The following is a 14,496-nucleotide window of genomic DNA, read 5'->3' as shown; positions in this document are numbered from 1 at the left end:
GGTCCCTGTCCAAGTACCGAGGCATCGCCGTGCCCCCGTCCTATCCGCTCTATCCGATGTCCTACTCCTACCCAACCAGGCCTGACCGACCGGAAGGCTGATGTGCCGTGCCGGCCGTGTCCGCACGGCGACGCCCGATATCAGAGCGGTCGGCGATCGTGGATGCGCGGCACTCGCGGCCGCGTTCGTGGTCGCCGGCGCTACCGCGGCGGCGAACCACCGGCCGACCCGCGTACGGCTAGGCGATCACGGTGTGGCCGCGCGATCAGGATGTCGGCTGAAACGCTCGGTCACCAGGCCGTGCTCCTGATCAGGGCCGAGGCGAGGGCCGCGTCGAGCGCGCCGACGCCGGTGAGGTCGGCGACCGTGACAGCCGTGGCCGACCGTCGTGCCGGCCCCGCCAGTACGGCTCCCGCGGCGGTGTCGGCGTGTTCCGCCACCGCCCCCGCCCGTACCGCGTGGCCGAAGTCCCCGTGGTGCAGGCACTGGCTGTGGTCGTCGGTCACGATCGTCTCCGCGCGGCGGAACAGGTCGGCCGGCAGCTCGTTCTTGTGCGGCATGTCCGCGCCGATGCCGGTGACGTGCGCACCCTGCCTGACCGCCGCGGCCGCCAGTACCGGCGCGGTGGCGGGCGTCGTGGTGATGACGATGTCGGCCGCGGCGGTCTCGTCGGCGGCGGCGGGCCTGGCCTCGTACCCGAGCGCGCCGAGCCGGTCGCACAAAGCGGCCGCCTTGCGCGCGTCGCGGCCGTGGACCAGGACCCGGGCGAGCGGGCGCAGCATCCCCAGCCACTCCACCTGCAGCCCGGCCTGCTCGCCGGTGCCGAACACCCCCACCGTGCCCGCGTCGGCCCTGGACATCGCGTGGGTGACCAGGGCACCGGCGGCGGCGGTGCGCCAGGCGGTCAGCCGTCCCCTGTCGTCGAGGACGGCCCGCACCTGGCCGGTGAGCGCGCTGACCACGCAGACCAGCCCGTGGTTCGTAGGAAGGCCCCGGTCGGGATTCCGGTAGAAGCCTGAGACGATCTTGACGACGAAGTCGTCGTCGCCGGTGATCCATCCCGCCTTGACGTGGCAGTCTCCCCCGGCCTGCGGGAAGTCCAGGTGGAGGGGCGCAGGCACCGTGGTGCGGTCTTCGGCGTGGGCGATGAGCGCGGCGCGGACGGTCTCGAAGACGGTCTCCGGGCGGGCCGCCGCCTCCAGCGCCTCGAGCCCCAGGACGGGAACGGTCATCGGCGGGCTCGCAACCACGCGGCGAAGGCGTCGAGAGCCGGTTCGGGATCGAGGCGCCCGACCCCGATGCGGAAGCGGTCGGCGGGCGAATCGGTGAGCTCGGAGCGGTAGATGCCCGCCGGCAACAGCAGGACCCCTGCCTGCTCGACGAGGTCGGCGCAGAAAGCCTCCACGCCGTCGGGGCCCAGGTAGCGGGGGTAGGCCACGCAGCCGCCGTCCGGCGCCCGCCACTGGAACAGCTCGCCGAAATCGGCGAAGAAAGCGTCGAAGACCGGGAGGTTGGCGGCGATGATGGCGCGGTTGCGGTCCAGGATCCGCTCGCGGGCCTTGATGGCGATCCGGGCGAGCACCTCGCTCGGCGCCGCGTTGCAGATGGTGGTGTAGTGCTTGGCGCGCTCAAGCCGCGAGCGCAACTCCCGGTCGCGGCAGGCGATCCAGCCGATCCGCAGTCCGGGCAGACCCAGCGACTTCGAGGTGACGTTCAGCGACAGGGCGCGCTCGGACAGGTCGGCGGCCTGCGGCAGGGTGCGGGAGGGGTCGAGTTCGAGGCCACGGTAGACCTCGTCGCTGAACAGGTGGATGCCGCGCTCGTCGCACAGCCGGACCAGGCGCGCGAAGTCCGCCGCGTCGATGAGCGTCCCCGTCGGGTTGTTGGGGAAGTTGACGGACACCACCCGGGTGTTCGGGCGGAGTGCCGCGACGACCTGGTCAATGTCCAGCGCCCAGTCGCGCTCCGGGTCTAGGGCGACGCCGGTCACCTCGCACAGCGAGAGCGGCACGGTCTCGCCGACTGGTAGTTGGGTGTGACGACGACCGCGTGGTCGTCGGGCCCGAGCAGCACCTGCATGGCCACGTACAGAGCCTCTTGGGCCCCTGCGAAGCAGATCACGTCGTCGGCGTCGGCGTGGGTGTAGGTGCCGGCGATCGCCTGCCGCAGGGCCGGGTCGCCGAAGGTCTCGGTGTAGCCGAACGACAGCGTCTCCCAGGCGTGGCGGTCCTGGTCGTCGGCCAGCGCGAGCAACTCGGCCATGGTCATCGTCTGCGCGTCGGAGGCGGTCAGATGGTGGCGGGCGGTGAACTCCCATCGGGAGAAGTAGGTCTCCAGCCGGAAGTCGGGCAGTCGGGTCACGAGTCGTTCCTTTGCACCTTGAGCTCGGCGAGTAGGGCGTAGAGGGTGGAGCGCGACACCTTGAGCGCGCCGGCGACGACCGGGACCGCCCGCCGCATGGCGAACACTCCCGCCTGGTCGAGTGCGGTGAGGACGGCGAGGCGGTCCTCGCGTCCGAGGCGCTCGACGGGGCGGCTGCGCTCGCGGACGAACGAGCCGACGATGTGGTGCACCCGCTCGACCCAGTCCTGGTCGAACAGCGCCTGGGGGCGGGGCTGCACGGGCGCGGCGAACCCGGCCAGCAGCGCGGCCGCCTGGTCCAGCGGGGTGCGGTCGAGGTTGACGCACAGCACGGCCGACGGCTGCCCGTCGGGGTCCCTCAGCACGGCGCTGATCGATGACAGCCGGCGGCCGTCGGCGAGCAACTTCTGGTACGGGCCGTAGACGTCGCGGGCTGACGGGTCGAGGCCGTCCAGTTCGCCCAGCAGCGAGGGGTCGCCGGCCGTGCGGTTGCTCATCGGGTTCCAGATGCCCAGCACCCGGTCGTGCTCCACGTCGTGCAGGACCACTTCGGCGTAGGGGCCCAGCAGCAGGGCGATCGCCTGGCACACCGGCGCCCACGCCCGCACGCGCGGGTCCGCGCCGTCCGTCGCCATCTCCATGTTTGGACTTTACGTCCAGACTGGACAATTAGTCCACAGCGCGTGGGCCTTCTCTCGCGCCCGTCGGCCTGGCCGCCTCCTGTATCGGCGGGGGCCGGCGGGTAGGGCATCCGGGATGGCGCGTCGCCGGCCCGGCGGACGGTGCCCGGCGAGCCCGCGGACAGGCCGGGGCCTTCGGCGCAGGACAGGCTCGGGGCGTCGGGGGCGGAGGTGACGCCGATGAGCTCCCAGCGACCGCCCCGGCCGCGCTGGCGCTGGCGGCGGTCAGGGCCGAGGAGGTCAGCGCATCGGAGCTGTCGCCGTTCTCCAAGGGAATCGGCACGATCCTGCCGCAGATCTTCGAGCGCACCACTGAGAGAATGGACGCGCCGCTTCGGAAGCTAGGCGATGACGAGCAGGGGTCCATCGAGGATGCTCGGAGTGAACACCACACCTGTGATCTTGTCCGCCAGCCAGAACACCCGCGAGATCCCATCAGCGTAGCCGCGCCGTATAACCTCCCACTCCTCGTCTACCGCCTGTAGCGGCAACCCCACCTCATGGATGAGCTCGTTGAGCCGATCCGGATGACTGCCCCAGCGGGTGTCCGGCCAGTAAGGCGAGAAGCCGGTGACGACCTCGCCGTCGATGGCGTACACGAAGCTGTGCTCTGCGTAGTCGTGCCGCCCGACGACCACGACCTCGCACCCCTGAGACAGCCCAGCCAGGATCTCGGGCAGAGTCGCCTGCCAGCCCCACAGCTCGATGGCCACGCTCCAATCACCGGCCTGGATGACCCCGACGTACCCGCCGCCCCCACCCTCGGTCTCCTCCACGAACTGCGCGACCTTCTCGCGGAGCTCGTCGAAGGGCATCTCTGAGGGTTCAGCGGGACCGAAGCGGGCCAGTACCTCGACAGGGTCATGTCGGCGGAAAAAGGAGACGCAGAAGATGTCGCCAAGCAGGTTGTCGCGGCCTTCTGCCACGGCTTCCAGCCAGCGGTACGGGGCGAGGGGGTCGGTCACCGTAGCTCCCTTGATCGTTTCAGCGGAGCGTGGCATACGGCACCGACAGAAGGCAGCAGCATGGAGAACCGCTGCGGCTCGTGATGGAGGATCGGTAGCTGTCGATCGGGGGCCGCATGATCGGAATCGCCACCTCGACCCCGGAGACCGGCTCACCGGACGCTCCGACCCGCCTCGGCCCCTGTGGCGGTCCTCGTCGGCTGGGGAGCAGGAGGCGGATCGCGCAACGTCGCCGCTGGGTACAGTGACAAGATCTTTCACATTCTTCGGCTATGAGTGATAGAAAGATCCGCAACTTGTGAGGTTTGTGAGGTTTGTGAGGTCGATGGGATGAGCGAGGACGCGTTCCGGCTCGCCATGGAGGACATGGCTCGGGAGTACAACCGGCAGGCGGCGCAGCTCAAGCAGGCCTACACCCGGTTGCGTGAGATGAACGCGGTAGGGAAATCTGACGACGGCATGGTGACGGTGACGGTCGGCCCGCGAGGGCAGGTCCAGAACATCGAGCTCAACCCGCGCGTCTACGGGAAGCTGTCGCCCTCCCAACTGGCGCACTCGATCCTCGAGCAGATCTCAGCGGCCTCGGGCGAGGTGGCCGAGCGCACCAAGGAGCTCATGTCGCCGTTCGTGCCCGAAGGCCTGCCGTACGAGGAGTTCTTCGGCGACGAGTCCTCGCTCGACGCGCTCCTTCCCCAGCCGATCAATCTCGAGGGCCGCGAATGACCGCCAATCCGTCTGGCTTCACCGTGAGGACGTCAGGGCTTCGCGCGCGTGCGAGCTACGCCGACGGAGAGGCGGACACCCTGTGGTGGGAGAAGCGCGCGCTGCTGGACGTGTTCATGATCGAGGGCAATCCGCTGGGCAAGGACCAGTACGGCATCGAACTGGAAAGGAAGCTGTCCACGATCCAGGACGGGATCATGGACGCTTTCGATGCGTGCGTCACCGAGGCCGAAGGGATCCGCGACAAGCTCGCCGACACCGGCTCGACATACGACTCGGTCGAACCCGGATGGGAGCGGACAGCCCTCGAGCGGGGATCTGCCTCTTCCGTCCATCCCTCCGGCTTCGGAGTGGTCGGGCCAGTCGTCCAGGGCGTATCCGGCTGAGCAGTACCCGCCGGAGTTCTACCCGTCGGATCAGTCTTCAGGTGATCGTCCGTTGCTGCCCTAGCGGAGAGCTGGCATGGGATTTGATGGGTTTCTGGTGCCGGACTGGGCCAAGCCGTATGTGGGCTGGGTGGTCGGGACGGAGTGGCCGGAGGGTGATGAGTCGGGGTGCTTCCGGCTGGCTGACGCATGTGCGGCCACGGCAAAGAACGTCATGGCCGGAGAGGGGCTGACGCAGGCGGCGCGTCCTGGTGACGACTGGGATGGCGAGGCGCTGGAGGCGTTTCTGACGTTCGTGCGCCAGGTGTGGGGGGACAGGCGGGTCGAACTGGTTGAGCGGTTGGTGGCGGCGGCGCTGGAGTTCAACCGGGTTGGTGTGCAGGTCGAGTACACCAAGCGGATGATCGAGGTGGCGGTCTGGTTTCTGATCTTTCAGATCGGGTGGTTGCTCGCGGCGGCGGTGGGGCCTTGGGGTGGCGTTTCGCTGGCGATGATCGGGCCGCGTTTGCAGTTGACCCGGCTGGCGATCGCGCAGTTGGGCAAGCGGCTGCTGATCAATGTGGGGTTTTTCGGCGTGCTGCTGGGCGGTATGGATCTGGCGGTGCAGGCTTCGCAGAGTCGTCGTGACAACATCGATTGGCAGCAGGTGCTGACGTCGGCGGGTTCTGGCGCGTTGACAGGCGCGTTCTTGACGGCGTTCACGGGGTTTTTCCCCACGCGGTCGATGTGGGGTTTGATGACGCGGTCGGGGTTGGCCGGGGGTGCCACCGCGGCGACGATGGAGTTGTTCAGTGGCCGGCCGTTGGATGAGAAGACGTTGCGGACCGTCTTGATGAATGTGACGGCGGGTTTCCTGGGGGGTGCGGATGCCCATTGGGCTAGCTGGAATCCCTCGACCGGATCGATAGCGGGGACCGGGCCTGGGTTGAAGACGGGTGGAGACCTTTCTCCGACCTCGCACGACGGTCCCCACCCGCCCTCGAGCGGATCGGGGAACAGCGGCCTGCCGCCGTCGTGGCTGCAGAGCTCGACGCCCGGCGCCGTGGGCGGGCCGCACCCGACGATGGGCGCCCAGGCGTCTGGCGTAGCGCAGCACGGTACCCCAGGGGGCTACGACTTCCACTACACCTACGCCGAATCCCCCGTGCACGGCACATTGGACCTCAGCACGAGCTTGTCGCAGGCCACATACGTCACGAAGGGACCCGCCGACAGCACGTTAGGGCCCACCCCTCATCACGTGGACATCGACGCCGCGACGAGCGCCTCCCAACACCACGGCGGTGTCGTCAAGCCTGAGCCGGGCAAGCCGGGACCGGTCTTCCACGCGTTGGGGCAGTCGGACACCACTACCGGGCCGACGCCCAAGCCGAGCATCGATTCGCTGATCAACGGTGCGGGCACGCCGCACGCCCCTGCGCCTGCGTCGAAGGGCCCCGCCGGCGGGGCACCTCCTCTGCCGACGCATCCCGGCGGCTCCGGCACCACATCACCGGCCGGTGGGCAGCACACTGCCCCGTCGGTGGCTCCTCACCCTGTCTCCTCGACCAACGTCCACCCGTCGACCGTCTCTCCGGGCGCTCACCCGTCTTCCGCTTCCCCGTCTGTTGTCTCGCCGGTGGCCGACGGGCATGCCGGCGCCGCAGGCCCGTCGGCGGCCTCTCACACCGACGGCGGTGCCATGGTCGCCGGGCATGCCGACAGTGGCGGCGACACTTCGGTGGCCTGGCATGGCGACAGCGGCGGGCCGGTCGGCGGGGTCAAGGACGCCTCCTCCAGCCCGTTCAAGATCTTGGATGACACCGGCAGGTCCGGTGACGGTTGGGCCGGTCCCGGGCTGTGGGGCAAGTACGGCGCCGCCGGGGTGCTGATCAGGAACACCGACGCCACGGGTGTGGAGCGCTACCTGCTGGTGCAATGCGGTCCGGGTGTCAGCTCGAACGTGGGCAAGTGGCAGTTGCCCGGCGGGGCGTTGGACAGCAAGGAAACACCCGCGCAGGGCGCGGCGCGGGAGATCAGCGAAGAACTGGGCGTGAACCAGGGCTACCTCGACACGCTGGAGCTCACGGGAACCCATGTGGTGGAAGCCGCCAACGGCTGGAAATACACCAGTATCGCCGCCGAAGGCGAAATATTCACCCCCAAAGTCGACAAGATCGAGACTGCCGACCCCAAATGGGTGACGCTGTTCGAACTGCGTGACATGGCCTCCCAGGGCGAGCTGCACCCCGCTCTGGCCAAGTCTTTGAACGATGTGCTGTCGCTGTTCCACGCCGCCAAACACGGCAGTGACCCGGCCGGGCCGGCGGCGTTGTCCTCGACCGACACCTCCCCGAATCCCGCACACACCGGCGCGGACGCAGGCCCGGCCGGCACACACCCCTCCTCCGCCGATCTGGCCGACGGCCCACCGGCCATCAGGGACGCGCCTCCGAGCAAGGGCGAGCAGTACGTGACTGTGGTCAGGTGGGAGGACAGGTTCAACCGCTACGCCCTTGTACCCAAGCTCTCGATGTTGTCCCCGCAAGAGCAGGCGACGGTGCGGGCGAAGCTGCAGGACCCGTCCTGGGTGCGGATGCGGGCCGAGCAGCACATGAAAGGTGACACTAACCACACGCCGTTCATCTCGGTGGCCGTCAGCCAGCAGAGGGCCCTGGCCTCCACGGATGGGTGGCTCAGGGGGATCACCCGGGAAACGCCTGACATCGCCCTGCTCAGGATCCCCGCCAGCAAGCTCTTCGCGCCGGACCCAAGCAACTCGCTGTCCGTCAGGGAGACGGAGATGGTCTTCCTTGGCGAGGACCTGAACGAGCTCAAGAAGTACGTCGTCGGCTGGATACCGAACCCCTACAAGGGTCTCCCATGACCGTCCCGGATGACGTCGGCGAAAGCGCGTAGGCCAAGAAACAGATCACCGAGCTGACGCCTCCGCCGCGCCCGCGGCCTTTTGCGGGAACTGTCCGGCATTGCGCCTGCAGATAATGACGTCCGCCCAGGTCATGACCAGGGGGCGTTACTCCGTCGGTGCACAACACCGCCTGGGCCGGCGCGAACAGCTCATCACGCCGCGCGCGCGGTCTCCCAGTCAGGGTAAGGAGCGGCGGGTGTCACACCCGCCTGATCATCGGCCTTCATCCGTGTTCCAACGCCCGCAACGCGCCCAGATCGCCATCCAAGGCGTGCGAGTCCTGCCCGAAGCACTCTGGGCCGCCGGGCGACGAGACCTGTTGCACCGAGGTGACGAGAACCCCGTCGGCGGCATAGAAGAGCTCGTCAGCCTGGCGGGACGGGCTCGAGCGCCTTCGACGGCGCACGCGGTGCGCCCCGCCACCGACCGATGCGGGTGGAGGTGGCGGGGCGCGGTGATCGCGGAGCGGTCAGGTGCCGGTGTTGCCGGACGAGCCCGGTCGATCACGGTGGCTCGACCGGGCTCGTCGGGTGGAGACAGGTCAGGCGAGGTCGAACCGGTCGAGTTCCATGACCTTGGTCCAGGCTGCAACGAAGTCGGTCACGAACTTGTCGCGGGCGTCCTGGCTGGCGTAGACCTCCGCGAGGGCTCGTAGCTGGGAGTTGGAGCCGAAGATGAGGTCGACCGCGGTGGCGGTCCACTTCACCTCATCGGTGGCCACGTCGCGAATCTCGTACACGTGCTCCTCGGACTCCGATGCCTTCCACCGGGTGCCCGGGGAGAGCAGGTTGGTGAAGAAGTCGTTGGTGAGCGCGCCGGGCCGGTCGGTGAGGACGCCGTGCTGGATACCGCCGAAGTTGGCTCCGAGCGAACGCAGGCCGCCGATGAGGACGGTCATCTCGGGCGGGGTCAAGTTGAGCATGTAGGCGCGATCGACGAGCAGCACCTCCGGTTGGGTCTTCTCACCGGAACGCAGGTAGTTGCGGAACCCGTCGGCCCGCGGCTCGAGGACCCGGAAGGACTCGACGTCGGTCTGCTCCTGCGTGGCGTCGGTGCGGCCCGGACGGAACGGCACCGTCACCGCCAGGCCGGCCTCCTCTGCTGCCTTCTCGACGGCGGCCGAACCGGCCAGCACGATCAGGTCGGCGAGCGAGATCTTCGCGCCGCCGGCCTCGTTGAACTCACGCTGGATGCCCTCAAGGGCGTCCAAGACCGTCGCGAGTCGCTCGGGCTGGTTGGCCTCCCAACTGCGCTGCGGCTCGAGACGAAGCCGGGCGCCGTTGGCGCCGCCGCGCTTGTCGGTGGACCGGAAGCTCGCGGCGGCCGCCCAGGCGGTGGAGACCAGTTGAGCGGTCGTGAGGCCGGACTCCAGGACCTTCGCCTTGAGAGCAGCGACGTCGGCGTCATTCACGAGTTCGTGGTCGACGGCCGGCACCGGGTCCTGCCACAGCTGGGGCTCGGCGACCCACGGTCCGAGGAAGCGGCTCACCGGACCCATGTCCCGGTGCAGCAGCTTGTACCAGGCCTTGGCGAAGGCCAACGCGAACTCGTCGGGGTTCTCCAGGAAGCGGAGGGCGATCTTCTGGTACGTCGGGTCGACACGCAGCGACAGATCGGTCGTGAGCATGGTCGGCTTGTGCTTCTTCGACGGGTCGTGGGCGTCCGGGATGATCGCCTCGGCGTCCTTCGCGACCCACTGCTTCGCGCCGCCGGGGCTCGTGGTGCGCTCCCACTCGTAGCCGAAGAGGATCTCGAAGAAACGGTTGCTCCACTGCGTCGGCCGGTCGCTCCACGTCACCTCGAGACCGCTGGTGATCGTGTCACCGCCCTTGCCGGTGCCGTAGCTGCTCAGCCAGCCCAGGCCCTGCGCCTCCAGCGGCGCGCCCTCTGGCTCCGGCCCCACGTGGTCGTCCGCGATGCCGGCGCCGTGGGTCTTGCCGAACGTGTGGCCGCCGGCGATGAGAGCGACAGTCTCCTCGTCGTTCATCGCCATCCGGCCGAAGGTCTCGCGGATGAAATGCGCCGCCGCAGCCGGGTCCGCGTTGCCGCGGGGACCCTCCGGATTGACGTAGATGAGACCCATCTCGGTCGCGCCGAAGTTCGGCACCATCTCGGTACCGGTGACGTAGCGCTCGTCACCGAGCCAGGCGTCCTCCGGCCCCCAGAAGATCTCCTCTGGCTCCCAGACGTCCTCGCGGCCGAAGCCGAAGCCGAAGGTCTTGAAACCCATCGACTCCAGGGCGACGTTGCCGGCGAGCACGAGCAGGTCGGCCCACGAGATCGTCTGGCCGTACTTCTGCTTGACCGGCCACAGCAGCCGGCGGGCCTTGTCGAGGTTGGCGTTGTCGGGCCAGCTGTTGAGCGGGGCGAAACGCTGAGCGCCATCGCCGGCCCCGCCGCGACCGTCGTGGATGCGGTAGGTGCCCGCGGCGTGCCAGCTCATCCGGATCATGAGACCGCCGTAGTGGGCGAAGTCGGCCGGCCACCAGTCCTGCGAGGTGGTGAGCACCTCGATGATGTCCTGCTTGAGGGCCTCGACGTCGAGCTTCTCGAACTCCTTGGTGTAGCTGAACCCCTCTGCCAGTGGGTTGCCCTTGGACGAGTGCGCGCGCAGCACCGAGAGGTCGAGCTGGTTGGGCCACCAGTCCCTGTTCGTGCGCGGACGACCGCCGGTCTTCGGAGTCGGCGAGTCGATTGCGGGGTTCTCGCTCTCGCTGCCATGCGCGGTCACGGAGTCCTGCGCGACCGGGTATCCGGCCGCCGCCTTCTGGTCCACGCCCTGCGCGCTGGAGGGGGCGTTGTCCTGGATGTCGCTCATCTGCTTCCTCCGAACTGCCGGATCACTGGGCAATGCGTCTGGTCGCACAGCCGCGATAGGTGTCCCAATAGACGACCTCCGCCTCGTCGACCACGAAGCCCTGGCCATGCGAGGCGGTGAGACAAGGGGTGTGGCCGACGGCGCAGCCGACGTCCGCGATCGCAGCGCAGGAGCGGCACACGACATGGTGGTCGTTGTCCCCCACCCGTGACTCGTGGCGGGCGGTCGTACCGGCGGGCTCGATGCGCCGCACCAAACCGGCGTCGGTCAGCGCACACAGCACGTCGTACACCGCCTGGCGGGAGACCTTCCGCCCGTACCAGGGCGATCACCGTGTCGGTGTCGACGTGCGCGTGATCGCGCAGCGCGGCGGGCATTGCCAACCGCGGCCGGGTCACGCGCAACGGAACCGCTCTCAATTGCGCCTCGAAGTCAGACGCCATATGGCCAACATAGTCGCCCCCTTCGAAGAGCAGATACGCGGCCGTGCCCTGTCGTCTGACTCGCAGCTTCGGCCAGGGGCCGGGCAAGCGAGCACGTGCTCGCGCCTGTGGCTGCAGTCCAGGCGGCCGTAGACAGCGCAGGCGTCCAGGGCGCGGCGAAGTCCGCGGGCTCGGCCACGACAGCAGCCACGAGGTCAGCGCGACACCTGCACCGGATCGATGGCGAATGCCTTGTAGAGCTGGGTGATGTCCAGTACCCGCCGAAGCACACCCTGGACATGGGCCAGGCGCAGTCTGGATCCCGCTTGCACAGCAGCTCGAGCATCGCGGGCAGAACGAACGCATACGAGCCGATGGATTTCAGGTGGGCGGGGTCCAGGCCAGGAGGTCGTCCAGCGGACCGGTCAGGAGGCGCGGAGCGAATCGCCAGGTCGTCGCCACGCCGAGATCGCGCAGCCGTACGGCCAGCGGGTTGCGCAGCCGTACGACGCGGCAGATCGCGGCGGACTGGGCCACCACCTTGGCGGTGCGTGCCAACCGGGCGGCGGTGTAGGCGGCCAGGCCGTGCTCTTCGCCTGCGACATGGGCCAGCACGACGGCGTCCTCGATCGCCTGGCAGGCGCCCTGGCCCATGTTGGGCGTCATGGCGTGGGCGGCGTCGCCGAGCATCGCGATTCTGCCCCGGTGCATGGCGGGCAGCGGGGCAGGCAGGTAGTAGACGTCGTTCCTGATGATGTTCGCCGGCGGAGTGGCGGCCACGAGGGCGGGGATGGGCGCATGCCAGTCGCCGAACAGCTGTAGCAGTTCCGCCCGCTGGTCGCCCCCGCCCCCGCCGGCAGGAACGGCGTTGGTGCCGTAGCAGTAGGCCAGCTCGTCGGCGAGCGCCATGTAGCCGAAGACCTTGCCGTCGCCCCATGTCTCGAAGGTTTGGCCCGGCACGCCGTGGCCGGGGACGAGCATTCGCCAGGCGGTGATGCCGGCGTAGCGAGGTCCCGGGTGACTGGGGAACAGGGCTGCCCGGATAGGGGAGTGGATCCCGTCGGCGGCCACCACGAGATCGCCTGTCACCTCGCCCGTCCCGCCCGGCCGTACGTCCTGTCCTTCCTGGCCGGTCCGGAAGGTCACGCGGCCGGTGTCGGGATCGGCGCCGGTGACCGTGGTGTTCAGCCGGATCGTGCCCGGCTTGAGGCGTGCCGCCAGCGCTTCCACCAGGTCGGCGCGGCGGAGGAGCACCACCGGGTCGCCGTGCCGGGCGGCGGCCTCCTCGGTCATGTGCACCAGCCAGCGCCCGCTGCCGGCGCGCCGTACACCTCCGACACCGCGGATCGCCGACAGCGCCCGTACCTGATCGCCGACGCCGAGCACATTCAGTGCCTTGAGCGCGTTGGCGAAGACGGACAGTCCCGAGCCCACGGGTTCGATGGACGGCGCGCGCTCAAAGGATGTCACCTCCCATCCTCGCTGCTGGAGCGCCACCGCAGCCGCCAGCCCGCCGATCCCCGCTCCGATCACCACAGCGTGTCCCATGGCAATCTCCTTACTACGATCGTAGTTGGATTTACTATGATCGTAGTATCACATCGAAGGAGGCGCCATGAAATCGCAACGTGCCGAACTGGTCGCCGATACGGCCATCACCGTGCTGGCCGAGCGAGGCGTCCACGGCCTGACCCACCGCACGGTGGACGAGACGGCCGGACTCGCTCCAGGCTCGGCCTCCAACGTGGCCCGCACCCGACTGGCGTTGCTGGAACTGGTCTTGGAACGGCTCGCCGAACTCGACACGGTGGCGTTCGGGTTCGGCGCGGAGCCGGTGGTGCCGGAGGGGACGGCCACGGCGGCGGTGCTCGACATGTTCGCCGCGATGACCGCCAGGACGCTTCACGTCCGGCTCACGTCGGAGCGCCGCCAGAGTATCGCCCGCTATGAGTTGGCGATGGAGGCCACGCGGCACCCGGGACTGCGCGAACTCTACGACGCGGTGGGCCGTCGGCTTCGCGATCCGGTGGTGGCGATGTTCACCGCGCTCGGCTCACCGGATCCGGCACGGCACGGCCAGCAGGCGGTGGCGTTCCTGGAAGGTGTGATGTTCGACGCCCTGGTCGGGGCCGGGCCCGAGCCGGCCGAGGAGGGCATCAGGCTGGGAGTCCGGGAACTGTTCAGGGGCATGCTGGGCCAGTAGCCCGCAGACGCGAGGGCCGGCCCCGCTGAGCAGCCTGGATCTGGCCGGCGTGGTGGTCACCGCCGATGCCCTGCGTACCCAGCACGAACATGCCCGGCAGATCGTCGCCGCGCGCGGCCATCCTGCGACGGCCTTCAGCTACTCGGCTCGCCGCACGAGAACGCTTCGGACCTGGGCATGCGACGTCGAGAAAGAGTTTCTGGGCTGGCCGATCGGCGCTGACCCCACATGGCATGTCAGTTGGCGGACGAGACTGACACGAGCTCGTTCAGTTGCAGTCATCCCCGCATTTGCTCGACAAGACTTGCGGGTCGTAGATCGGTCCAATGTTCGCGGATGTAGTCCAGGCAGCGGGCACGACCTCCCGGCCCATATATCACGGTCCAGCCAGCCGGTAAATCGACGAATTCCGGCCAAAGAGAGTAGTGCTTCTCGTCGTTGACGAGCACGAGGAAGCCACCCTCGAGATCATCGAATGGATTGCTCATGGAATCTCTTTCAATGGGAAATGGAGCGAGGCTGTAGTTTCTGGAGTGAATAGGAGAGGTGATACTTGACCAGCGCCCCCGCGACGGAAGCTCGCCGGTGATCTATGTGTCGGAGAGCCTTCGGTGACCGGGCGGGGCACCTCCACTCCCATTCGGTCAGTATGTTGAGCGCCGATGGGCCCTGCGGCAACCGACCGTTCGCGACCAGGGGACGGCCAGGCGGCCCGCTGTGCCCCTGCCTGTGCGCAATGCGTATCGGGCCGACTCCTGTCCGGCGTTCATGGGCTGCGGTTGAACCGCTGGACAGTCGCCAGGATCGTCCCCGCCGGCGAGCAGGCCGTCTGGGCGCGACCGCCGGCCTGATGTCGCGTCGCGGGCGACCGCCTCATTCACGGTGACGGTCCGGTCACGCTCCGGAATGTTTCGGATTCTTTGACGGAACAACATGTGTTCGACGGAGGAGAAAGCTGATTGTGGCGACGAAAGACCTGCTGGCCGCCTTGTGGTCAATGTCAAGTGGTGGAATTGGCGTACATTTCAAC

The 14,496-nt window shown here is 68.6% G+C and carries 12 protein-coding genes and 1 pseudogene; 4 read left to right on the top strand and 9 right to left on the bottom strand.

What is annotated here, in order from left to right; translation table 11 throughout:
- Positions 1-290 precede the first annotated feature (290 nt).
- From ACFSKW_RS51040 to ACFSKW_RS51020, 5 genes are all read right to left on the bottom strand, one after another.
- Positions 291-1,232 (bottom strand): ornithine cyclodeaminase family protein, encoded by a 942-nt coding sequence (locus ACFSKW_RS51040; protein ID WP_379582456.1) that lies wholly within the window; start codon positions 1,230-1,232, stop codon positions 291-293.
- On the bottom strand, positions 1,229-2,011 hold the full coding sequence (locus tag ACFSKW_RS51035; RefSeq protein ID WP_379582454.1) for an aminotransferase class I/II-fold pyridoxal phosphate-dependent enzyme: 783 nt from the start codon (positions 2,009-2,011) through the stop codon (positions 1,229-1,231). Before ACFSKW_RS51035 ends, ACFSKW_RS51040 begins: the two co-directional genes overlap by 4 nt.
- Positions 1,987-2,361 (bottom strand): aminotransferase class I/II-fold pyridoxal phosphate-dependent enzyme, encoded by a 375-nt coding sequence (locus ACFSKW_RS51030; protein WP_379582452.1) that lies wholly within the window; start codon positions 2,359-2,361, stop codon positions 1,987-1,989. The genes ACFSKW_RS51035 and ACFSKW_RS51030 overlap by 25 nt, the downstream gene beginning before the upstream one ends.
- Entirely contained in the window at positions 2,358-3,002 is a 645-nt protein-coding gene (locus ACFSKW_RS51025; protein ID WP_379582450.1) for a helix-turn-helix transcriptional regulator, read from the bottom strand. Before ACFSKW_RS51025 ends, ACFSKW_RS51030 begins: the two co-directional genes overlap by 4 nt.
- A 380-nt stretch (positions 3,003-3,382) precedes the next feature.
- Positions 3,383-4,006 (bottom strand): DUF6461 domain-containing protein, encoded by a 624-nt coding sequence (locus tag ACFSKW_RS51020; RefSeq protein ID WP_379582448.1) that lies wholly within the window; start codon positions 4,004-4,006, stop codon positions 3,383-3,385.
- A gap of 330 nt (positions 4,007-4,336) precedes the next feature.
- Here ACFSKW_RS51020 and ACFSKW_RS51015 point away from each other — a divergent pair, with 330 nt between their 5' ends.
- The 3 genes from ACFSKW_RS51015 (at position 4,337) to ACFSKW_RS51005 (ending at position 7,981) form a co-directional block, all read left to right on the top strand.
- Positions 4,337-4,729, top strand: coding sequence for a YbaB/EbfC family nucleoid-associated protein (locus ACFSKW_RS51015; protein WP_379582446.1), 393 nt, complete (start codon positions 4,337-4,339; stop codon positions 4,727-4,729).
- Entirely contained in the window at positions 4,726-5,115 is a 390-nt protein-coding gene (locus tag ACFSKW_RS51010; protein ID WP_379582444.1) for a hypothetical protein, read from the top strand. Before ACFSKW_RS51015 ends, ACFSKW_RS51010 begins: the two co-directional genes overlap by 4 nt.
- Positions 5,116-5,191: 76 nt before the next feature.
- A complete protein-coding gene (locus ACFSKW_RS51005) occupies positions 5,192-7,981 on the top strand; it encodes an NUDIX domain-containing protein (protein WP_379582442.1) in 2,790 nt (929 codons plus the stop codon).
- 583 nt (positions 7,982-8,564) lie between these two features.
- Here ACFSKW_RS51005 and katG read toward each other — a convergent pair.
- The 3 genes and pseudogenes from katG to ACFSKW_RS50990 all read right to left on the bottom strand — a co-directional run bounded on the left by katG (position 8,565) and on the right by ACFSKW_RS50990 (position 12,811).
- The gene (gene katG / locus ACFSKW_RS51000; RefSeq protein WP_379582440.1) at positions 8,565-10,841 is read right to left on the bottom strand and encodes a catalase/peroxidase HPI; all 2,277 of its coding nucleotides are present in this window, start codon (positions 10,839-10,841) and stop codon (positions 8,565-8,567) included.
- A 22-nt stretch (positions 10,842-10,863) separates the two neighbouring features.
- Positions 10,864-11,284, bottom strand: a pseudogene (locus tag ACFSKW_RS50995) (Fur family transcriptional regulator).
- Between the two features lie 360 nt (positions 11,285-11,644).
- Entirely contained in the window at positions 11,645-12,811 is a 1,167-nt protein-coding gene (locus ACFSKW_RS50990; RefSeq protein ID WP_379582437.1) for an FAD-dependent monooxygenase, read from the bottom strand.
- A 67-nt stretch (positions 12,812-12,878) separates the two neighbouring features.
- Here ACFSKW_RS50990 and ACFSKW_RS50985 point away from each other — a divergent pair, with 67 nt between their 5' ends.
- On the top strand, positions 12,879-13,466 hold the full coding sequence (locus ACFSKW_RS50985) for a TetR/AcrR family transcriptional regulator (protein ID WP_379582435.1): 588 nt from the start codon (positions 12,879-12,881) through the stop codon (positions 13,464-13,466).
- A 278-nt stretch (positions 13,467-13,744) separates the two neighbouring features.
- Here ACFSKW_RS50985 and ACFSKW_RS50980 read toward each other — a convergent pair whose 3' ends face one another.
- A complete protein-coding gene (locus ACFSKW_RS50980) occupies positions 13,745-13,954 on the bottom strand; it encodes an MbtH family protein (RefSeq protein ID WP_379582433.1) in 210 nt (69 codons plus the stop codon).
- Between the last annotated feature and the right edge of the window lie 542 nt (positions 13,955-14,496).

Origin of the sequence: Nonomuraea mangrovi (genome assembly GCF_042681425.1) — a bacterium.
GTDB lineage: Bacteria > Actinomycetota > Actinomycetes > Streptosporangiales > Streptosporangiaceae > Nonomuraea > Nonomuraea mangrovi.
Note: the sequence above shows the minus strand (reverse complement) of the source record. Positions and strands in the feature narration are given on the sequence as shown.